The organism is Enterobacter sp. CM29 (genome assembly GCF_013179605.1).
Taxonomy (GTDB): domain Bacteria; phylum Pseudomonadota; class Gammaproteobacteria; order Enterobacterales; family Enterobacteriaceae; genus Enterobacter; species Enterobacter intestinihominis.
Map to the genome: position 1 here is coordinate 1 of NZ_JABMCU010000010.1, position 21,485 is coordinate 21,485.

The 21,485-nt window shown below is 55.0% G+C and carries 20 protein-coding genes, 1 tRNA gene and 1 pseudogene; 14 read left to right on the plus strand and 8 right to left on the minus strand.

Annotated features, from left to right (window positions below; translation table 11 throughout):
* Positions 1–12: 12 nt before the first annotated feature.
* Complete coding sequence (gltS, locus tag HP459_RS02595) at positions 13–1,215, minus strand: sodium/glutamate symporter (RefSeq protein WP_006812438.1); 1,203 nt, start codon at positions 1,213–1,215, stop codon at positions 13–15.
* A gap of 225 nt (positions 1,216–1,440) precedes the next feature.
* Between gltS and xanP the strand changes: the two genes are divergently transcribed.
* Complete coding sequence (gene xanP, locus HP459_RS02600; RefSeq protein ID WP_032626600.1) at positions 1,441–2,832, plus strand: xanthine/proton symporter XanP; 1,392 nt, start codon at positions 1,441–1,443, stop codon at positions 2,830–2,832.
* 118 nt (positions 2,833–2,950) lie between these two features.
* Positions 2,951–4,645 carry an AsmA family protein gene (locus HP459_RS02605; RefSeq protein WP_171935899.1) on the plus strand — a complete coding sequence of 565 codons (1,695 nt, stop codon included), beginning with the start codon at positions 2,951–2,953 and terminating at the stop codon, positions 4,643–4,645.
* A gap of 129 nt (positions 4,646–4,774) precedes the next feature.
* Here HP459_RS02605 and yicI read toward each other — a convergent pair whose 3' ends face one another.
* Together yicI and HP459_RS02615 are read right to left on the minus strand one after the other, a co-directional pair.
* Positions 4,775–7,093, minus strand: a complete 2,319-nt coding sequence (yicI, locus tag HP459_RS02610) for an alpha-xylosidase (RefSeq protein WP_171935900.1) — start codon at positions 7,091–7,093, stop codon at positions 4,775–4,777.
* A 12-nt stretch (positions 7,094–7,105) separates the two neighbouring features.
* Positions 7,106–8,497, minus strand: coding sequence for a glycoside-pentoside-hexuronide family transporter (locus tag HP459_RS02615; RefSeq protein ID WP_015570055.1), 1,392 nt, complete (start codon positions 8,495–8,497; stop codon positions 7,106–7,108).
* 288 nt (positions 8,498–8,785) lie between these two features.
* Between HP459_RS02615 and HP459_RS02620 the strand changes: the two genes are divergently transcribed.
* Both HP459_RS02620 and HP459_RS02625 read left to right on the plus strand, forming a co-directional pair.
* Positions 8,786–8,880, plus strand: a tRNA-Sec gene (locus tag HP459_RS02620).
* A gap of 80 nt (positions 8,881–8,960) precedes the next feature.
* Positions 8,961–9,587, plus strand: a complete 627-nt coding sequence (locus HP459_RS02625; RefSeq protein ID WP_051979808.1) for a DUF6680 family protein — start codon at positions 8,961–8,963, stop codon at positions 9,585–9,587.
* 5 nt (positions 9,588–9,592) lie between these two features.
* Here HP459_RS02625 and HP459_RS02630 read toward each other — a convergent pair whose 3' ends face one another.
* Entirely contained in the window at positions 9,593–9,784 is a 192-nt protein-coding gene (locus HP459_RS02630; RefSeq protein ID WP_038416963.1) for a toxin-antitoxin system HicB family antitoxin, read from the minus strand.
* Between the two features lie 125 nt (positions 9,785–9,909).
* Here HP459_RS02630 and HP459_RS02635 point away from each other — a divergent pair, with 125 nt between their 5' ends.
* The 4 genes and pseudogenes from HP459_RS02635 (at position 9,910) to HP459_RS02650 (ending at position 11,518) form a co-directional block, all read left to right on the plus strand.
* Positions 9,910–10,251 carry a SymE family type I addiction module toxin gene (locus tag HP459_RS02635; protein ID WP_045308225.1) on the plus strand — a complete coding sequence of 114 codons (342 nt, stop codon included), beginning with the start codon at positions 9,910–9,912 and terminating at the stop codon, positions 10,249–10,251.
* Between the two features lie 50 nt (positions 10,252–10,301).
* A pseudogene (locus HP459_RS02640) lies at positions 10,302–10,717 on the plus strand (hydroxyacid dehydrogenase); the annotation flags it as partial.
* 154 nt (positions 10,718–10,871) lie between these two features.
* Positions 10,872–11,222 carry a type II toxin-antitoxin system RelE/ParE family toxin gene (locus HP459_RS02645; protein ID WP_047050720.1) on the plus strand — a complete coding sequence of 117 codons (351 nt, stop codon included), beginning with the start codon at positions 10,872–10,874 and terminating at the stop codon, positions 11,220–11,222.
* Entirely contained in the window at positions 11,219–11,518 is a 300-nt protein-coding gene (locus tag HP459_RS02650; protein WP_023299004.1) for an XRE family transcriptional regulator, read from the plus strand. The genes HP459_RS02645 and HP459_RS02650 overlap by 4 nt, the downstream gene beginning before the upstream one ends.
* A gap of 64 nt (positions 11,519–11,582) precedes the next feature.
* Here the strand turns inward: HP459_RS02650 and HP459_RS02655 are convergent, their stop codons facing one another.
* From HP459_RS02655 to HP459_RS02665, 3 genes are all read right to left on the minus strand, one after another.
* Positions 11,583–12,464: a GlxA family transcriptional regulator gene (locus tag HP459_RS02655; RefSeq protein ID WP_038415011.1), complete on the minus strand. Its 882-nt coding sequence runs from the start codon at positions 12,462–12,464 to the stop codon at positions 11,583–11,585.
* A 242-nt stretch (positions 12,465–12,706) separates the two neighbouring features.
* Entirely contained in the window at positions 12,707–13,186 is a 480-nt protein-coding gene (locus HP459_RS02660) for a hypothetical protein (protein WP_017693981.1), read from the minus strand.
* A 1-nt stretch (position 13,187) separates the two neighbouring features.
* Positions 13,188–13,976, minus strand: coding sequence for a winged helix-turn-helix domain-containing protein (locus HP459_RS02665; protein WP_063200584.1), 789 nt, complete (start codon positions 13,974–13,976; stop codon positions 13,188–13,190).
* Between the two features lie 834 nt (positions 13,977–14,810).
* Between HP459_RS02665 and HP459_RS02670 the strand changes: the two genes are divergently transcribed.
* From HP459_RS02670 to HP459_RS02695, 6 genes are read left to right on the plus strand one after another with little or no spacing between them, the layout of a single operon-like run.
* Positions 14,811–15,413 (plus strand): helix-turn-helix transcriptional regulator, encoded by a 603-nt coding sequence (locus tag HP459_RS02670; RefSeq protein WP_022646604.1) that lies wholly within the window; start codon positions 14,811–14,813, stop codon positions 15,411–15,413.
* A gap of 52 nt (positions 15,414–15,465) precedes the next feature.
* Entirely contained in the window at positions 15,466–16,050 is a 585-nt protein-coding gene (locus tag HP459_RS02675; protein WP_022646603.1) for a fimbrial protein, read from the plus strand.
* A gap of 53 nt (positions 16,051–16,103) precedes the next feature.
* Positions 16,104–16,781 (plus strand): molecular chaperone, encoded by a 678-nt coding sequence (locus tag HP459_RS02680; protein ID WP_022646602.1) that lies wholly within the window; start codon positions 16,104–16,106, stop codon positions 16,779–16,781.
* Positions 16,782–16,804: 23 nt separating this feature from the next.
* A complete protein-coding gene (locus tag HP459_RS02685; protein ID WP_171935901.1) occupies positions 16,805–19,330 on the plus strand; it encodes a fimbria/pilus outer membrane usher protein in 2,526 nt (841 codons plus the stop codon).
* Positions 19,321–19,839 (plus strand): fimbrial protein, encoded by a 519-nt coding sequence (locus HP459_RS02690; RefSeq protein WP_022646600.1) that lies wholly within the window; start codon positions 19,321–19,323, stop codon positions 19,837–19,839. Before HP459_RS02685 ends, HP459_RS02690 begins: the two co-directional genes overlap by 10 nt.
* Entirely contained in the window at positions 19,839–20,846 is a 1,008-nt protein-coding gene (locus HP459_RS02695) for a fimbrial protein (protein WP_171935902.1), read from the plus strand. The genes HP459_RS02690 and HP459_RS02695 overlap by 1 nt, the downstream gene beginning before the upstream one ends.
* 1 nt (position 20,847) lies before the next feature.
* On the opposite strand, the gene HP459_RS02700 is transcribed toward HP459_RS02695, so the two are convergent.
* Positions 20,848–21,372: a lipocalin family protein gene (locus tag HP459_RS02700; RefSeq protein ID WP_023305169.1), complete on the minus strand. Its 525-nt coding sequence runs from the start codon at positions 21,370–21,372 to the stop codon at positions 20,848–20,850.
* Positions 21,373–21,485: the final 113 nt, after the last annotated feature.

The window sequence follows — 21,485 nt, forward strand, 5'->3', positions numbered from 1 at the left end:
AACGCCTGACGGTCAGCCAAACATCGGCAGCATCAGGTAGAGCTTAATGACCAGCGCGTTGACGATATCAATGAAGAATGCGCCCACCATCGGCACCACCAGAAACGCCATGTGCGACGGGCCGAACCGTTCGGTGATCGCCTGCATATTCGCGATGGCCGTTGGTGTCGCTCCCAGACCAAATCCACAGTGACCCGCAGCCAGTACCGCCGCATCATAGTTTTTGCCCATCATGCGCCAGGTAACAAAGATGGCATACAGCGCCATAAACACGGCCTGTACCGCCAGGATCGCCACCATCGGCAGCGCCAGCGAGGCCAGTTCCCACAGCTTGAGGCTCATCAGCGCCATCGCCAGGAACAGCGACAGGCTGACGTTCCCCAGGACGGACACCGCGCGTTCGAAGACGCGGTAGAAGCCCATCTGCGCCAGACCGTTGCTCAGGATCACCCCGATAAACAGCACGCAGACAAAGGTTGGCAGTTCGAAAGCCGTTCCCGCCAGCCATTGCGCAACGATTTTGCCCACGGTGAGGCAGATGGCAATCATGGCGATGGTTTCAATCATCACCAACGAGGTGATGCTGCGACCAACGTCCGGTTTTTCGAACGCGGTCGGCACCATTTCATCGTCTGGTCTGCCTTCCGGCGTAGTGGAATGTTTCACCAGATAGCGCGCCACCGGGCCGCCAATCAGCCCGCCAAGCACCAGGCCAAAGGTCGCGCAGGCCATTGCCACTTCCGTTGCGTTTTCAAAGCCATAGCGTTCGATGAACAGCTTGCTCCACGCCGCGCCCGTTCCGTGGCCACCTGACAGGGTAATCGACCCCGCCAGCAGACCCATCAGCGGATCCAACCCCAGCAGCGACGCCATACCGATGCCGATGGCGTTTTGCATCAGCAGCAGGCCCACCACAACAATCAGAAACACGCCCAGCACCTTGCCGCCTGAACGCAGGCTTGCGAGGTTAGCGTTCAGGCCGATAGTGGCAAAGAAGGCCAGCATCAACGGATCTTTCAGGGACATATCAAAATCAATTTCCCAACCCATGCTTTTTTTCAGCACCAGCAGGGCCAGCGCCACCAGCAATCCACCGGCGACAGGTTCAGGAATGGTGTACTTTTTCAGAAAGGAAACACTGTGTACCAGCTTGCGACCAAGCAGAAGAACCAGCGTTGCGGCAACAAGGGTCGACAACGTATCGAGATGAATCATAAAAGGCTCCTGTTATGCGCGTGTTCCATACACACGCGGCGTTATCCTGGGCCGGGTGATGCTCGTCATGAGCCGCCGGCGCGAAAAGTGTAATTTTTTTTTCCTGTTCGTTGTAGAAAACCTGCTCACACCGGCAGATTTTCTCTCTTTTTTTTGCTGGCAATCGTTTGCTTTTACCAGGTGGTCAGCTAAAATGCCCGCTTTTCCACCGTGGGATTGCCGCCGATGTCTGTTAACACTCTGGAGTCTGCTGATGCGCAACCGATTGCGCAGAAGCAAAACAGTGAACTGATTTACCGCCTTGAAGATCGTCCCCCGCTACCTCAAACCCTGTTTGCCGCCTGCCAGCATCTGCTGGCGATGTTCGTTGCGGTCATCACGCCGGCTCTGCTGATTTGTCAGGCGCTGGGGTTACCGGCGCAGGATACGCAACACATCATCAGTATGTCTCTGTTCGCTTCCGGTGTAGCCTCCATCATTCAAATTAAAGCCTGGGGTCCGGTGGGTTCGGGGTTGCTGTCGATTCAGGGCACCAGCTTTAACTTTGTGGCGCCGCTGATCATGGGCGGTACGGCACTGAAAACCGGCGGCGCAGATGTCCCGACGATGATGGCGGCGCTTTTCGGCACCCTGATGCTGGCAAGCTGCACAGAGATGATCATCTCCCGCGTTCTGCACCTTGCGCGCCGGGTGATCACCCCGCTGGTCTCCGGCGTGGTGGTGATGATTATCGGCCTGTCGCTGATTCAGGTGGGTCTGACCTCCATCGGGGGCGGCTACGCGGCAATGAGCGACCATACCTTCGGCGCGCCGAAAAACCTGCTGCTGGCAGGCGTGGTGCTGGCGATCATTATTCTGCTTAACCGCCAGCGTAACCCGTACCTGCGCGTGGCTTCGCTGGTGATCGCCATGGCGGCCGGTTACCTGCTGGCGTGGGCGCTGGGCATGCTGCCGGAAAACACCACCCCAACCAACAGCGCGTTGATTACCGTGCCAACGCCGCTCTACTACGGCCTGGGCATTGACTGGAGTCTGCTCCTGCCACTGATGCTGGTCTTTATGATCACCTCGCTGGAAACCATTGGCGATATCACTGCCACCTCCGACGTGTCCGAGCAGCCGGTCTCCGGCCCGCTGTACATGAAACGTCTGAAAGGCGGCGTGCTGGCGAACGGACTGAACTCGTTTGTCTCGGCGGTGTTCAACACATTCCCGAACTCCTGCTTCGGCCAGAACAATGGCGTGATCCAGTTGACCGGTGTGGCCAGCCGCTACGTGGGCTTCGTGGTGGCGCTGATGCTGGTGGTCCTCGGCCTGTTCCCGGCGGTGAGCGGGTTTGTGCAGCACATTCCCGAGCCGGTCCTGGGCGGCGCGACGCTGGTCATGTTCGGTACCATCGCGGCCTCCGGCGTGCGTATCGTCTCCCGCGAGCCGCTGAACCGCCGCGCAATCATGATTATTGCGCTGTCTCTCGCCGTAGGACTTGGCGTCTCCCAGCAGCCGTTGATTTTGCAGTTTGCCCCGGACTGGGTGAAAAACCTGCTCTCTTCCGGCATCGCCGCGGGCGGTATTACCGCTATCGTGCTGAATCTCATTTTCCCGCCTGAAAAGAACTGATCCCCACACGGCAGGCTGTCAATGCCTGCCGTGACATCTCTTTACACCATTCCCGCCTTGAGCATTGCGCATAAATCGTGCATAACACCCTTATGTGCGTTTCGCGGGAAGGAAGACCATGAAATTTATTGGAAAGCTGCTTATCTATCTTCTGGTAGCCCTGCTCATTGTAGTGCTCGCCTTTTATTTTCTGCTCCAGACCCGCTGGGGCGCATCGCAGGTCAGTAGCTGGATCACGGTGAATACCGATTACGAGCTCAACTTTGACCTGATGAATCACCGCTTTTCATCCCCTTCTCACATTCTTCTGGAAAACGTTACCTTCGGACGAGATGGCAAACCGGCCACGCTGGTCGCTAAAAAAGTGGATATTGGCTTAAGCAGCCGCCAGATCACCGACCCGCTGCATATGGACGCCATCACCCTGTTCGATGGCACGCTGAATTTATCTCCACAGACGGCGCCGCTGCCGTTCCAGGCCGATCGTCTGCAACTGAATAACATGGCCTTTAACAGCCCGAATACGGAGTGGGATCTCAGTGCGCAAAAGGTGACCGGCGGCGTCAGCCCGTGGCAGCCCGAGGCGGGGAACGTACTGGGGAAAAATGCGCAAATCCAGATGAGCGCCGGGTCGCTCACGCTCAACGGCATACCGGCCAACAACGTGCTGATTCAGGGACAACTCAACGGCAAAGAGGTGGTGCTCAATACCATCGGTGCCGATATGGCGCGCGGCTCGCTTACGGGGTCGGCTCAGCGTAATGCCGACGGTGGCTGGGTTATCGACACCCTGCGTCTGAATGAGATCCGCCTGCAAAGCGACAAATCGCTGCTGGATTTCTTCGCCCCTCTCTCCACCCTGCCTTCGTTACAGATTGGGCGGCTGGAAGTGACCGATGCCCGTCTACAGGGGCCAGACTGGGCGGTAACCGACCTCGATCTCAGCCTGCGTAACCTCACCCTGAGTAAAGGTGACTGGCAAAGCCAGGAGGGACGGTTATCCATGAACGCCAGCGAATTTATCTACGGCTCGCTGCATCTTTTTGACCCTATCCTGAACGCGGAATTCTCCCCGCAGGGCATTGCGCTGCGTCAGTTCACTTCCCGCTGGGAAGGGGGCATGGTGCGCACCTCCGGCAACTGGCTGCGCGACGGGAACGCGCTGGTGCTGGACGACGTTGCCATTGCCGGGCTGGAATATACGCTTCCGGAAAACTGGAAAACGCTGTGGATGGATCCGCTTCCGGCATGGCTGAACAGCGTGACGCTGAAAAAATTCGGCCTGAGCCGCAACCTGGTGATCGACATCGATCCGGCGTTCCCATGGCAGATCACCTCCCTCGACGGTTATGGCGCTAATCTGCGTCTGGCGCAAGACCACAAGTGGGGCGTGTGGGGCGGTAACGCAACCCTGAACGGGGCGGCAGCAACCTTTAACCGCGTCGACGTGCGACGCCCGTCGCTGGCGCTGAATGCCAACGCCGCAACGGTAAACATTACCGACCTGAGCGCCTTTACCGAGAAAGGGATCCTGGAAGCGACCGCCACCGTGTCACAGCTGCCACAGCGACAAACCACCGTGAGCCTGAACGGGCGCGGCGTACCACTCAACGTCTTGCAGCAGTGGGGCTGGCCAGCGCTGCCGATTGCGGGCGACGGCAATATTCAGCTCACCGCCAGCGGCAGCGTGCAGGCCAATGCGCCGCTGAAGCCGACGGTGAACGGGAAGCTGAGCGCGGTAAATATGGATAAACAGCAGGTGCAGCAGACGATGACCGGCGGGATGGTGTCGGCGGTGGCTCCGGCACAGTAAAAAGCCGGGTGGCGGCTTCGCCTTACCCGGCCTACGAGGTTTTGGTTCCCTCTCCCCGTGGGTGAGGGCATCAGACCGCATAATTACCGTAGGCCCGGTAAGCGAAGCGCCACCGGGCATTTTTCCAGCTCAGAGGTGGATCACCACCTCATCCCCCTCGGCTTTCACCACCACACCCCACTCGCTGCCCGCATGTGAACCGCCTTTCACGCCGCCAACCTTTTGCACGTTGCGCAAGCAGACGGACCAGTTACGCGCCTCGCCTGTACCCGTAAAGGTCACGACGTCGCCCTGACGTGACGCCTTCAGCGTAAACACCACAGAACCGTCCGCCGCAGGCACTTCGCTTACCGCCGTTGCGCCATCGCTCAGGTTGAAGAGCTGGAAGGTTGTCCCCTCGTGCCACGCATAGTCCGGCTTCTGGTTATTATTGCCGAGCGCCAGCAGCGTGTTGTCGCGCACATAGACCGGCAGGCTCTGGAAATCGTGCTGCTGCTTATGCCAGCGGCTGCCCTCGATTTCATCGTTGTGCCACAGGTGCGTCCAGCGCCCTTCCGGCAGCCAGAACTGCACGTCGCCCGCCTCGGAGAACACCGGCGCCACCATCATCGAATCCCCCAGCATGTACTGGCGGTCGAGGTAATCGCACGCCGGATCGTCCGGGAACTCCAGCATCATCGCCCGCAGCATCGGCGTGCCGAACTCGCGGGCCAGCGCAGCCTGACGATACAGGTACGGCATCAGCTGGCATTTCAGCTGGGTGAAGTGGCGCACCACGTCGCAGGACTCGTCATCGTACGCCCACGGCACACGGTAGGATTTGCTGCCGTGCAGGCGGCTGTGGCTGGAGAACAGCCCGAAAGCGCACCAGCGCTTATAGACGTGCGCCGGAGCGGTGTTTTCGAACCCGCCGATATCGTGGCTCCAGAATCCGAAGCCGGACAGGCCAATCGACAGCCCGCCGCGCAGGCTTTCCGCCATCGATTCATAGTTGGCGTAGCAGTCGCCGCCCCAGTGCACCGGGAACTGTTGCGCTCCCACGGAGGCAGAACGGGCAAACAGCACCGCCTCTTCTTCTCCCACCGTCTCTTTCAGCACGTTCCACACCAGTTCGTTGTAGATGTAGGCGTAATGGTTGTGCATCTTCTGCGGATCGGAACCGTCAAACCACTGGACGTCCGTCGGGATACGCTCGCCGAAGTCGGTCTTGAAGCAGTCGACGCCGATCGCCACCAGGCCTTTCAGCTTGTCGGCATACCACCGGCACGCGTCCGGGTTGGTGAAGTCGTAGATCGCCAGCCCCGGCTGCCATTTGTCCCACTGCCACAGGGAGCCGTCCGGGCGCTTGAGCAGGTAGCCCTTCTCTTTCAGCTCACGGAAGATCGGCGATTTCTGGCCGATGTACGGGTTGATCCACACGCAGACCTTCAGCCCTTTCTCTTTCAGGCGGCGGATCATCCCTTCCGGGTCGGGGAAGGTCACCGGGTCCCACTCAAAATCGCACCACTGGAAGGCTTTCATCCAGAAGCAGTCGAAGTGGAACACGTGCAGCGGCAGGTCGCGCTCGGCCATGCCGTCGATAAAGCTGTTGACCGTCGCTTCGTCGTAGTTGGTGGTGAAGGAGGTGGTCAGCCACAGGCCGAACGACCACGCAGGCGGCAGCGCCGGACGGCCGGTGAAGCGGGTATAGCGGTTCAGCACTTCTTTCGGCGTCGGGCCGTCGATCACGAAGTACTCCAGATACTCCCCTTCCACGCTGAACTGCACTTTGGAGACTTTTTCAGAGCCGACTTCAAACGAGACATTTTCCGGGTGATTCACCAGCACGCCGTAGCCGCGGTTGGTCAGGTAGAACGGGATATTTTTGTAGGACTGCTCGGTGCTGGTGCCCCCGTCGCGGTTCCAGGTTTCGACCGTCTGGCCGTTGCGCACCAGGGCGGTAAAGCGCTCGCCCAGGCCGTAGACCGTTTCCCCCACGCCGAGATCCAGCCGCTCGAACACGTAATTGCGGTCGGTGTTGCTGTCCTGCACGTAGCCGTTGTTTTTCAGCTGGCTGCCGGTAATGCGCTGGCCGTTGCGCAGGAAATCCAGCGCCCAGAACTCGCCTTTGGTGACGCGCACGCTGGCGCTGCCGCTTTTCAGCTCGGCAAATTCGGCGTTGTTTTCAATCTCAACTTTTACATCCTTCAGAACGTTCAGCGGATAGTGCGGGCCGTTGTTCAGCGCGCCCTGGAAGTGCTCAATGCGCACCCCGACAATCCCTTCCTGCGGAGCAAACAGGCGCACCGTGAACATCAACGTGTCGAGCTGCCAGGTGCGTTCGCGCACGTCACGCGGCGCCACATACACCACCAGGTCATTGCCCTGCTGCTCCACGTCGAACACCTGTACCGGATACGTCACGTTAAGGCCCGGTTGGATAAGCCAGTTTCCATCACTGATTTTCATGCTTACGTCCTCTTAGTTCTGCAATTCTTTACTGACCGGCAGGTTTTCAAACTCCTGCTGATTGCGGCGCGCACCCTGCGCCAGCTCGCGCAGGATTTTGGTCAGGAAGGGGGTTTTCAGCGTGTAGTAGCGTTTGGCGATAATGGCGCTCAGCACGTAGCAGATCGCCGGAGCCAGCGTAAACAGACCGATAATGATGCTGATGGTCGCGCTGTTCTGGGTCTTGGCTGCCGCGTCGTAGCCACCGCCTGCCAGCATCCAGCCGATCATCGCCCCGCCCAGCGCCAGGCCGAGTTTCAGCACGAACAGCGTGCCCGCAAAGCTGATGCCGGTCAGACGTTTGCCGTTAGTCCATTCGCCGTAGTCGACGGTATCGGACATCATGACCCACTGAATCGGCGTCACCAGTTGGTGCAGCACGCCGATAACGAAGATGAAGCCGAACATCAGCACGGTGGCATGCATCGGCACGAAGAACATCGCCACGCTGACCACCGCCAGCGCGGCGTTGGTCCACCAGAAAATGCTGACCTTGCACTTCCAGTCGGTGAGCGGTTTCGCCAGCGCCGAGCCAATCAGGTTGCCGACGCAGTAGGTCGTCAGGAACGCGACGAACACTTCCGGCGAGCCCATGATCCAGGTGCAGTAGTACATCATCGCGCCGCCGCGCACGCAGACGGCGAGGATGTTGAGGATGGTCAGCACGCCGACGATGCGCCACTGGTCGTTTTGCCAGATATCACGCAGATCTTCACGCATGGAGGTGGTGCTCGGCGGCACCTGGATGCGCTCTTTGGTGGTGAAGAAGCAGAACGCCAGCATCAGGAACGCGACCACCGACAGCACGGCGATCCCGCCCTGGAAGCCGAAGGCTTTGTCATCCCCGCCAATCAGGTTCACCAGCGGCATCATCAGCACCGTGGAGAGCATGCCGCCCGCCGTCGCCAGCACAAAGCGCCAGGACTGGAGGGAGATACGCTGCGTCGGGTCGTTGGTAATTACGCCGCCCAGCGCGCAGTAGGGGATGTTGACCACGGTATAGAGCAGGGTCAGCAGCGTGTAGGTGATGGCTGCGTAAACCATTTTGCCGTTGAGGCTGAGGTCCGGCGTGGTGTAGGCCAGCACGCAGACGATGCCGAACGGGATAGCGCCGAACAAAATCCACGGGCGGAACTTACCCCAGCGGCTGCGGGTGCGGTCGGCAATCAGCCCCATGCAGGGGTCGGAGATCGCATCCAGCGCGCGCGCCAGCAGGAACATAGTGCCGACAAACCCGGCGGGAATACCAAAAATATCGGTGTAGAAAAACATCATGTAAAGCATGACGTTATCAAAAATGATATGGCTGGCGGCGTCTCCCATGCCGTAGCCAATCTTCTCTTTTACTGACAGTACTTCGCTCATATTTTTATCCTTCACGCTGTAGGGGGCGCTGAGACCGGTTGCATTGGTTTTAAACCATTGTTTCAGGAGCGGGTATTGCGTTTTCTGGTTAAGAGATTACGTTTCTTGTTTTTTGTGATCGGGATAAAAGTTGATGAGCACGAAATGCTAACCTGAGGATTTTCTTAAGAATTAGCTGAAACAGGGGGATTCAGGTCAAAAGAGAGGTGAAAAAAGTGGTGTGGGGTATGTGGTAAATGCCTGAAAGTAGCTATAATGCGCCCCGCCTCCATGTAGCAATGCAGGCGCGGAAGATCGTCATCTCCGGTGAGGTGGCTGGACTTCAAATCCAGTTGGGGGCGCCAGCGTTCCCGGGCAGGTTCGACTCCTGTGATCTTCCGCCAAAATTCATATAATTAATTTTTTCAAATATCCATTCTTAAAGCATATAATATTTTTATAACTATCACTCAGGAAGTGTTATATGAACATATTATTTGGCATGGAAACAAAAGATATAATTATGACAGCAGCAGTTATTGTTGGCCCTGTTCTTGCTGTTCAAATACAAAAAACATTAGAGCAATTCAGAGAAAGAAAACAAAGCCGCTTATCGATATTCAGAACTTTAATGTCTACCAGAGCTCAAAGATTGCATAGAGAACATGTGCAAGCATTAAATATGATCGATCTAGAATTTTATGGAAGAAAACTCCCAATAATAAGAATCAGATATCAAACTAAGAAAGAACAAACTGTTACTCATGCCTGGAAAAGTTATAATAGCCATCTAAATAAAATTAATGACTACCCAGATATTAATATTTGGATATCCAAATCCGATGATCTTTTTACTGACTTGCTCTACGCTCTTTCACAAGCAATGAATTACGATTTTGATAAAGTACAATTACAAAGAGACTGCTATAGGCCAATTGCTCATGGCGATTTAGAAACAACACAAGCAAATATCTTAAAAGGGCTAGAAAAAGTTTTCTCTGGCGATACAGCCTTACCGATGTTCATCACTAATGCCCCCATGAATAATTCAAATCAGAATGATGAAGTCATGCCTGAAACTACAACTGATTGCGATACAGAAACACGCTGACATATTCATGCTTTCGGTGAAATACCCTTAGCTCGTAACGCCTCCCTCGCCAGTTCCTTCAACCAACTGGCGAGGCTCACCCCTTCTTGAGCCGCCACAGCATCCAACTGCTCCTTCAATGCCGGATCAATACGCATCTTAAACTGCGGAGACTGCCCGCCGCCTTTTGGTTTTTTTTCGCGCGATATGATTGACATGAGGCCACCTATCCATCTACCCTGATACATATAGGAGGCCACCTAAACCTCCTGTATTTGCAACGCCCCGATGTGCGGGAACACAACCGGAGCGTCTAACCTCACCAACTATCAAGGAGTTGATTATGGCTGATTCGCATTCTACCCCAGACACCGACCAATCCGGAACCGAGCATTCGTTAATTGTGGGATACCGCCCGAATGTTTACGACAAATCCACGCCGAAAATCATCCTTTCCGGCAAATGGCTACGCGCCGCAGGTTTTGATACCGGACAGCAGGTCACAGTAAAGGTCATGAAAGGATGCATCGTTCTGGTGGCGTATAACGAGCAGGAGCAGCGTTTGCAGGACGATTATAAACGGACGAAAGCAAAGCTTATTGAGATAGAGGACGCGCTTGCAGCGATCCAAATTCCACATGCTGGAAAGCGCCTCGCAAAATCAAATACAAACCACCTGGCTTAGCGGCTGTTTCTGGCATACTACCTGCCTGGTGCATTAGATGTGGAGGCGACATGGCAGATAAAGACGTAATCCAATCCCCGGCAGGCGAATTTGTTATGTTTGCCAGTGATGATGGAACGGTTCGCATCACATGTCGCTTTGAACATGAAACACTCTGGCTGTCGCAAGCAGCCATTGCGTCTCTTTACCAGGTCACTCCTCAAGCTATTACTCAGCATATTAAAGCTATTTACGAAGAAGGTGAGCTTGAACAAAAAGCAACTTGTAAGTCTTACTTACAAGTTCAGCAAGAAGGACAATCGCAACACATTTCACTATTGCCTTCCCGGCTTCCTCGCTTTCGGTTAGGGCAGATCAGGCGCTCCAGGAATAACTGGTAAATGGCTTTGTTATGGATAACAAGTGCCTGAAGAATCTTCCAGTCGGATCATCCGCCCTATATGATCATTTCGAAGAAACGCTGGAAAGCGCCTCGCAGTTTCTCACTTGCACCATCCGTTTGATATCTCTTCTTTGTCATACTCCTGCCACTCACGCCCCGGCTGCCACTGACAGCCATTGCATTTATTAACTACAGCTTATATTCTTTTTATAAGCTACAGCTTATCATGGCCGAAAGCATGTGGACGGTACTGTTTAGTAAGGTATTCGAGCAATGGTTGCTTGAACAGGAAGATGGGTTGCAGGAAAAGGTACTGGCAGACCTGTTAAATCTACAGAATTATGGACCGCGTCTTCCTCGTCCCTATGCGGATACCGTTAAGGGCTCACAGTATAAGAATATGAAAGAGTTACGTATTCAATATGCGGGTCGCCCGGTTCGTGCGTTCTTCGCGTTTGATCCTGTACGTCAGGCCATTGTGCTTTGCGCGGGCGATAAGCGTAATGACAAAACCTTTTATGAAAAACTGATTCGCATTGCAGATGCCGAATTCACCCTTCATCTGACAAGCCTGGAGGCAGCCAAGTGAAAACCTTAAATGAAGTGATTGCGTCACGCTCACCGGAAAGCCAACAGCGCATTCAGGAGATGGCAGAGGAAATGTTCCTCGAAACCGGCCTGCAACTTCTGCGTGAAGAGCTCCAGCTCTCGCAAAAACATGTCGCCGATCTTATGGGCGTAAGTCAACCTGCGGTAACACAGCTGGAGCAGCGTGGAAACGATCTGAAGATTGCTACGCTTAAGCGTTACATCGAAGCGATGGGCGGAAAACTTAGCATTAACGTGGAACTACCCACTGGCAAGCAGGTTGCGTTTCATCTCTAGCGCGATTGTATCTGTAGTTGATGGCGCAACTATATAAGCCGCATTTTACATCCACCTCAGAAAATTAATTCTGCGACGTGCGCCACACCCCAGGCGTACAACCATACTCCGTCTGAAAATGACGAATAAAGTGCGCGCAGTCGCTGAATCCCATCCGCTGCGCAATATCCGTCACGCTTTGCTGCGAGTTCTTCAGCAGCCAGCAAGCATAGCGCAGTCTGGCGCTGCGGATAAATTCGCGGGCCGTTTTGCCGAATTCTGCGTGGAACAGACGGTTGAGCTGGCGTTCACTCAATGCCACTTCTCGCGCAAGCCCGGCGGTGGTGAGCGGCCGGGTCAGGAACTGTTCTATCAGCATGACGGCGCGGCGCAACCGCGAGTCAGGGATAAGCGCAAGATTCGCCGGACGTGGGGTGGCAATTTCATGCGGAACGAGCGACAAACGCTGACAGGTGGTGCTGGCGATATCATCCCCGGCATGGGCGCGGATAAGCTCAGTTGCCAGCGTCAGGGTGGAAATACCGCCCGGGCAGGTCAGCACATCACCATCGTCGATGAAATCATACCCTTGCTCAGCATAAACCAGCGGGAAAGCCTGCCGAAATGCATCAAGGTGGAAAGGATGGATGGACGCTCGTCGTTCATTCAGCAATCCTTCCTGTGCGAGGACAAAACTGCCGGTGCCAATGCCAATGAGCGGAACCCCGGCATGGTGGGCATGTGCCAGATACGCTTTATCCCCCTGATACCCTAAGTCCAGATACTGCAATTCACCGCCGATAACAGCAAGGTAGTTAAAACTGTCCGGCGGCCCATGGGGAGAATCCGGCCTCATGATAATCCCCGCATTGCTGATAATCGGGATATCAGGGAATTCACTTATCAGGCTGATTTTAAATGCTAATTTATCCTGAGCTTTCGCTGCATAACGCAGCGCCTCCAGCAACCCGGAGACGGCCAGGAGTGAATAACGGGGCCATAATATCAACCCAATATGCAGACACTTTTCCGGTACTGATTTCCCCCCATCGGAGGAGTCAAATACACTTTTCATTTACTTGCCAAATTTAAAATTAATTACATTATCGCAACATGATCTGTCGCACTTTATATTTCTAAGATAATCCTGATATTTTAAATCAAGCATAAATGAGACGGGAGGAAAATATAATGTTTTTCTCGTTTATATCATTCTTTTTTTGAACCACGACACACATATGTCGGTAATGTTCCTAAGGTAAAGATATAGTTACCATTATGTTGTTCATTGATCCGCATATAAATACTCTTGCCCGGATAGACAAAAAACTGCGGTTCATATTTTTCCAGCCAGCTGTCGTCGACATTATCGTCCGGGAACGTCATATTTTTTTCTGACGTCAGCAAATAGAGATGATCCTGTCTCTCCACCCGAAAGGAAATTTTCCTGTCGATGGTTTTACCCGGATCGCTCTTCGCCCGGCCATTCATGCTCAGGGTGCCGAATTTCCCGTCGAAGGTGTAATTCAGCCAGACCGTCAGCGTCTCATCCGGATGGTGCTGTACCAGATTAGCCTGGCATGAAAAAGGCTGAACGTAAGTTCGGTGCCACAGGTAATAGCCCGTCAGCACGCCTGCCGTGACGAGGCCCGTCACGATGATATACAGCATCTGCCGAAAACGAGTCATGCTAGCTATCCTTCAGGAAATAATCAGATATACAGCGGTTCGGTTCTTTCATTGGCCGGTCGCAGCGAATAACCGACGCACGAGGAAGCAGAGCGTACCAGCTGATGTAAACCCAGGGATATTGCGCGCATTCAGCCTTGAATTGTTCCACATAGGTCAGCGCGGAAGCGCGTTCAGCGTGGGTCTGAATGTCGTTCGCAAGATAAACGCGACAGGCCCCGACGGATGCCGCAAAACGGTAATCCTCAACAAACCGGTTTTCTGTGGCGCTCATATATCCCGTCACGCCTGCCCCGGCCAGGATGATCAATAGCCCCATGACGACAGCCAGCCAGCGCGTGGGCTTCCTGGCAACGGGCGTTGCTGGCGCGGAAGATGTTGCTACCTCCTCGATCGCTGGTGCCTCCACACATTGTCCCTCTGCGGGTTGAGGCGCGACAGGCGAAGACTCTCTGACGGTTATTTGCGTGTCGCTTGCCAGCGTCAGCCCAATACGGGGAATGGTAACGATAGGGTCAGTTTCAAAACCAATCTTTTTGAGCCCTTTGCGCAGGATGGAGATGTTCTGGTAATAGGTATTGGAGGAGACAAGCATGCCGCGGCTTTGCCAGACAATATCAAGGAACTCTTGCTGAGTGACAATCGACCCCGCTCTGTCGATTAATAACAACAGGCATCGGCCTGCTGGCGAATTTAACACAACCACACGGTCAGGATTGTTGATATCACGTAACGTGCTGGCCGCAGGATGAAATTCGACGATATTATTTATAATGTAATGCTTATGCATAGGGGCAGTATGAATTCTCCGGTTAACAGATGTTGAACCTGAGTCACCGCATGTATGTGATGACATTCGCGTCGGGATTAATGTGACTGATTAACGGCATGCTGTATATCTTCGCCATTGGCGAAAAATCTTAATTTATATTTCATCCCTTAAGCTTCACTGAACCTGCATAAGAACTCAACCCTTGTAGAATGCGGCTTGCAGAGCCGATTCATCCGCGATCATCCTCATTATGATGTTTTGTGAAGTGAATTTCCGCTCCACAGAAGTATCTGACTATCGACAGCATCTCTTTTATCAGAGCCTCTCCTTTTGGCGCTCTCATCGCCTCTTGACATTGACAAATATCTACATAAAAAAACATTGTACGCCACGGACATGCGTGTCTGAAATATTCAGTACTCTTAAGCCTTAAGTTTTCTCAACCTGACAAATATCAATAATTTACATGGTTTTTGTATGCTTTTCAGCCACCTCTCTATCAGTTTTTATCGATGATAACATTCGTAAATTGTTATTCCCCGTCAGCAACTTCACACCCGCACTGACACCAGACGACAAACTCCTTACAAAACATTTATCAAAGCTAAATTTTCATTAAAAATAGCGGCTATCATAATTTACAGAAAGCGAAGCGGAATAAGACCAATCAGAGGGAAGCGTCGTAACCGGTCTCGATCTTAGTAATTAATACAATTTTAGATTAATTCAGATTACCTCTTTATTGGCCGACGTATAGTAGGCCTACACTATGCAATACGTCATTGCTTCGAGAATACTGGCGATACCCTTATAAATAATTCGCCTGATTACTATTATAAATCGAGGAATAACATGACGAACAATAACCAAATAACACAGCATATTACTGTTGCATTGATGGGAGGCGATCATTATGCAAGAAACGGCATTAAAACGTTATTACGCAGCATCCGCGACGACCTTCACATCATTATCATAGAAGGAGGTTATCAGGAACTGGATAAGGCGCTGTCGTCGATTCGTATCGATATCTTATTTATATCCGGCGCAGAGAAATACCATACAGGGTATGGCTCACTGAAATATTTAAAAAAAATCAAAGCCACGCATCCAGAGGTGATTATCTGCCTGTACTCAACCTCTGCCCATTCCCTGTTATGGGCCAGGGAAGATATTGATGCCTATATCTCGCTACAGAACACGGTTTATCAGTGGCGGATAAAGCTAGCAAAAATGGTCGATAGCCATTATCGGCCCCAAAAGCAGCCAGCGGCGTTATCGCTGACGCCTGGAGAAAGGAGGGTATTAAAGGAACTCAGGAACGGACTGGATATACGTTACATCGCAGAACTGGAGAAACTTTCTTATCGCCGCGTGAGCGCTTTAAAAAGCTCAGCGATAAGGAAACTCGGGCTCAGGAATAAGACAGATTTGCTGGTCTTTTTAACCAGTTAGACCTGCCGCTTTCAGAGCAAATCTCGTAATAAAAAAACCAAGGAACCATGAAATGAAAGCACGCCTTACTTGCCAATCTCTGCTGGCATTAAGTATTGCCGCCCTGCTGCCAGCGGGCTCAGCACTGGCCGCCACCACCAGCGGCGGCACGGTTAACTTTAGCGGTAAAGTGGTGACCTCCGCCTGTGCCATCAGCGCCGGTAGCGCGAATATCGACGTCGACATGGGTGAAGTGCGTACCGCCACGCTGGCTGCCGCAGGCAGTGAAGCCAGTACCGCAAAAGCCTTCTCCATCACGCTGGAAGATTGCGAAATCGCCGATACCTCCGCGTCCACGGAAGATAACCCCATTGCCGCAACGACTGTGGCTATCACCTTCACCGGTACGCCGGACAGTACCGATGTGAATAGCCTGGCTGCGGGAGTAAACGGCGGCGCGGGCTCGGCGCAGCATGTCGCTATCCGTCTTTATGATGAACAGGGCAACGTCGTCAGGCTGGGTGAGCCGGCAGCAGCGATCCCCCTGCGTGCGGGGGCGAACACCCTGAACTTCAGCGCGAAATATTACTCCCCACTGGGCAACGCCACGGCGGGTGATGCCAGCGCGGTCGCAACCTACACCGTGACCTATTCGTAATCTTCAGGCCCGGTCTGCTGGCCGGGTCTGACTCAGCTTTCAGGAGACGCACAATGCGCGTAAACACATGGATTTGTCTGGCTGGCACGTTATGTTCATCCGCCGTGTATGCAGGCGGCGTGGGGTTGGGTGCAACGCGGCTGGTCTACGCAGGCGCGACGACGCAGACGATGATGCAGGTAAGAAATACCCACCCTGATGCCACGTTCCTGATCCAGTCATGGATGGAAGACGAGAAAGGGAGCCGTACCAACGACTTCGTCATCACGCCGCCGCTGTACGTCATGAAGCCCGCCAGCGAAAGCGCGGTGAAAATCATGTTCAGCGGCAACGCACTGCCAGCCGATCGCGAAACGCTGTACTGGATGACGGTCAAAGCTATCCCACAGCAGGTTAAAAACGGTTCCGGCAATTCGCTGCAATTCGCCTCTGCCAACCGCATCAAGGTCTTTTATCGCCCTGAGTCGCTTCGGGAAGGCGCAGGAGAGGCATGGAAAAACCTTGCAGGCGCCTACCGCGCGGGCAAGGTCACGCTGACCAACCCAACGCCGTATTACCTCACCACCATTAACCTGAAAATTGATGGCAGGCCGGTGTCGCCCGTCATGGTGCCGCCGAAAGCCAGCGTGACGCTGGCAGACACCTTCAGCCATGCGAGCAGCATGAGCTACCAGACGATTAACGATTATGGGGCCTGGACGCCCGTCACCCGCACGTCATTGTCCCAATAATAAAAACAGTAAGGCGTGACCACATGAAAATTAAAATCCTGTGCGCCACGGCGATCGCCCTGGTGATTCGGCAAGCCGTGGCTGCCGAAAGCGAGCTGCACTTTAATCCTGCGTTTCTCAACGGCGAGCGCGCCAACAGTGCCGATCTCGCCTGGGTCAACGCCGGGAGCGCGTTGCCGCCGGGCGAGTACAATCTTAACGTGTATATCAACACCCAGTTCGCGTTCACAGGTAACGTCACGTTTCGCGTCGCTGAAAACACCGCCGGTGAAGCCCTGCCGTGCCTTACACCTGCGCAATTCGCCGCACTTGGCATCGACAGCCGTCAGGCGAAAGGGGGTGAGCTGTCGCCTGCGCAGCGCTGCATTTTTTTAACCCGGTCGTTCGCCGATACCCGGTTTGATTTTGACCAGAGGACGCTTACCCTCAACTTCACCGTACCGCAAAGCGCGATGCGCGCTCTGCCGCGCGGGTACGTCAGCCCGGAGAGCTGGGAATCCGGCATCCCTGCCGCGTGGCTGAACTATGTGGTCAATGGCGCGAATAATGACTACCGGGGCGAGACGCGCACGCGGGAACAACAGCTGTTTGTGAGCCTGAACAGCGGCGCCAACCTGGGCGCATGGCGGCTGCGTGATTTCACCACGTGGACCAAAGAGAGTAACGAGCTCACCCACGTCCAGACCTGGCTACAGCGGGATATCCGCGCCCTGCGTGCCCAGGTTTATGCCGGTGAAACGTTCACCTCATCGCAGGTGTTTGACGCCGTTGGCCTGCGTGGGATTGCCCTGAAGACCGATGACAATATGTTGCCCGCCAGCCTGAGCGGTTACGCGCCTGAAGTGCGCGGCATTGCGCGCAGCAATGCCACGGTGACGGTTCGCCAGAACGGTAACGTTATCTATCAAACCTCGGTTCCGCCGGGGGCGTTTGTGCTGAAAGATCTCTATCCGACCTCTTCCGGCGGCGATCTCGCGGTCACCATTCAGGAGAGCGACGGCAGCCAGACGCAATACACCCTGCCCTTTGCCAGCGTGCCGAATCTGGTGCGTAACGGTCAGGTGAAATATGCTCTGGGGGCCGGGAAATACCGCCCTGCGGGCAATCAGATCTCGCCCTCCTTCGCGCAGGGCGAGCTGTTCCTGGGCTGGCGATACGGTCTCACGTTTTATGGCGGGGCGCAGTTTTCCGATCGCTACAACGGCCTGGCCTTCGGTATCGGGCAGAATCTCGGCCGCTTTGGCGCCTACTCCCTCGACCTCACCCATGCCCGCAGCCAGCTGGCTGATAATCAGCACTACACCGGGGATTCGGTGCGCCTGCGGTACAGCAAGCTGCTGAACGATATCGGTACGCGGGTCAATTTCTTCTCGCTGCGTTACTCAACGGCAGGGTTTTATACCCTCAGCGATACCACTTACAAAGGCATGGCGGGCGGAGCGCCAGAACAGACCGTAGAAGACGATGGCACCGTCACCACTCACTACGACACGGTTTACAACCTGCATATGTCGCGTAAGGCAAAAAATCAGCTGCTGTTGTCGCAGCCGATGGGCGAATACGGCGCGCTGTCTCTGTCCTGGGATCAACAAACCTACTGGAATACGTCAAAAACCACGCAAAGTTTGCAGTTCGCGTGGAACGCAACGTTTCGTAATCTGTCGCTTGGCATCAGCGCCCAGCGTAGCTCTAGCCTGTACGACAACAAGAAAGACAATATCCTTGCGTTGTCCCTGTCGGTGCCGCTGGGTAACCCGGCGCTGTCGACCCGTCTCCGTTTTACCGCTACCCATGCGGATCCCGCTGGCACCACCGCCAGTACCGGTGTCAGTGGTTATCTGCCGGGACAGGAGAATCTTTTCTATAGCGTCAACCAGCGCTACAGCGCGCAGCAGCACTACGGCGGCGATGCCGCGCTGCAATACGAGGGCGCGTGGGGAGACTATAACCTGGGCTACAGCTACGCCGGTAACTCCCGCAACCTCAGCTACGGGATGAGCGGCGGCGCGGTGCTGCATGAGGATGGCCTGACGCTGAGCCAGCCGCTCGGGAACACCAATATCCTGGTGAAAGCCCCGGGCGCCAGCCATGTCGCCGTGCTCAACCACAAGGGCATCAAAACCGACAGCCGGGGCTATGCGGTGATCCCGTACGCCACGCCGTATCGCGTTAATCAGGTTGCGCTGGATGTCACCACCGTGGGCAATGACGTGGAGCTTGAGAACGCCATCGCCAATAAAATCCCCACCGACGGGGCACTGGTTCGCGCCACCCTCACCACGCGTCAGGGGGCAAAAGCGATGTTTATCGTGCGTCACGCTAAAGACGTGCTCCCCTTCGGCACGCTGGTCTCGTCTGAGGATGACAACGCCAGCGGTATCGTCGGCGATGGCGGCAGCGTGTATCTGACCGGCCTGTCAGCGAAGGGAACATTGCATGCCGTATGGGGACGCGACAGCGCCCAGCGCTGCACGATCCGCTATGCGTTGAACCCGAAAAATTATCAGGCCCGCACCGGGCTGTATTCCCAGGAGGTCATATGTCAGTAACCGTCCGGTTTCTCCCCCTGATCCTGCTGATGTTCATCACCGTCCCCGTACACGGCTATGACGTGCTGGTTTCCGTGACCGGCAACGTGATCGGCAATACCTGTATTGTCTCGGAAGATTCGAAGGAGCAAAACGTGCCGCTGGGCACCCTCGGCGTAAAGCAATTTAGCGAGGCGGGGGCAGTCAGCAATATCAAAACGCCCTTCACGCTCACCCTTGAAGCGTGCGGCCCTACCTTTGCTGGCGTGAAAATCCGCTTCAGCGGTACACCGGATGACGAAAACCCGCAGCTTCTGAAAGTCGCTGACGGCGGCGCGACCGGCGTGGCGGTGCAGATTCTGGATAAAGACAGCGTACTTATCCCGCTGGACACCCAAACCACTGCTTACGGCGCGGCGGGGGATGACAGCGTAAAAATGACCTTCTATGCGCGACTGGCCGCCACGGGTGCGCCGGTCAATGCCGGAGACGTTTCGGCAGTGGCGACCTGGACGACGGAGTATCAATAATGCGTTTACTGTTTTTAGGCCTGTTTGTCATGACGTCTCAGGCACTTGCCCTCTCCTGGACATCGGATATCACGCTTTCACCCACGCCCATGTCCTGGTCCGGCCCGGCAGACTCCATCGTGCCCGGAAAGACGATCGGCTCTGAATGGAGCGCCACTGCGAGCGTCTCGGAAGTATTCTGGTGCGGCCTGGTATTTACCTGCTCCAAAGGGACGCTGGAGCCGAGCAGCAGCGTAACGGCCACCGGCATCACGGTTATTCTTGATGGCGCAAATTACATGGTATTTGAAACGGGCGTGCCCGGCATCGGCTTCATTCTTGGGCTTAAAGATTATAATGGCACCACCTATGTCCCGATGCAGACGGGCATTACGCAGAGTTATCCGGCCGACGGGACTAACGGTTACGCCTCCACACTGGGCTGGTCGGCAAAAGTGACGTTTATCAAGACCGGCGTTCCGCTGAAATCCGGCGTATACCAGACCCCCACCATTAATGCGGCGATCCTGACGGCCTATAACAACGAAGTGAAAACCGCACAGGTGATCATCAACCCGACCACCATCACGGTGACGGCAAGCGGCTGCACGGTAGGCACGAAAAGCGCCAACGTCGACCTGGGCACCATTGATGTTCACACGCTACCCAGCGTAGGCAGCACCTCGCCATCGGAGGCGTTTAACGTCAGCCTGACCTGCGATGAGAACGTGGCGGTTAACGCAGTAATGACCGATCAGACCACGCCGTCAAATACCTCGTCGGTCGTGACGCTGACCGGGGACTCCACAGCCTCCGGCATTGGCGTACAGTTTTTCTATAACGGTACCGGGCCGCTGATGATGGGGCCAGACAGCTCGGCCGCAGGCACGACGGGACAGTTTTTCATCCAGACCACCAGCGCAGCACAAACGCTGTCGCTGCCGTTCCAGGCGCAGTACATCCGAACCGGAGAGCTGGTCCCCGGCTCGGCTAACGCCCTGGCGAGCATTACGTTTTCGTATCAGTAGGTCAGTGTTTAACCCACACCAGCTGATCGACCCGGAAGCCCAGATCGCGTGCGGTATTCAGGTAGTCCTGTTTTACCGCATCCGGAATGGTCGGGGTGCGCGATAAAATCCACAGGTAGTCGCGGTTCGGGCCGCTGACCAGCGCGTACTGGTACTTATCGTCCAGCTTGATCACGTTATAGCCGCCGTAGAACGGGCCGAAGAACGATACCTTCAGCGCAGCCGTAGTCGGTTCGCCGGTAAAGTACGCCTTTCCTTCGCTCTCATTCCACTTGTTCTTCACCGGATCATAGCCACGATTCAGTACGCTGATACCGCCATCGCTGCGCTTGCCGTACGTCGCGGTCACCTGTTCCAGACCGCGCTCGAAGCGATTTTCCAGTCGGGCGACTTCATACCATTTGCCGAGATAGCGGCTGGCATCAAAGCCGGTAATGGGCTGCACGCCTTTCGGCGGCGTGGGAGATTTACAGGCAACCAGCGTCAGCGCAATGGCGACACCGGTAACGACAGGCCATAGCCTCATGAGAACTCCTTTCATTTACGCGGTTGGACGTTAAGTGTAGCGCACCCGTGCGGCGCTTCATCCCGTCGGGGAATATTCGTAGTATATTGAGACTACTCCTTCTCTTCGGATGC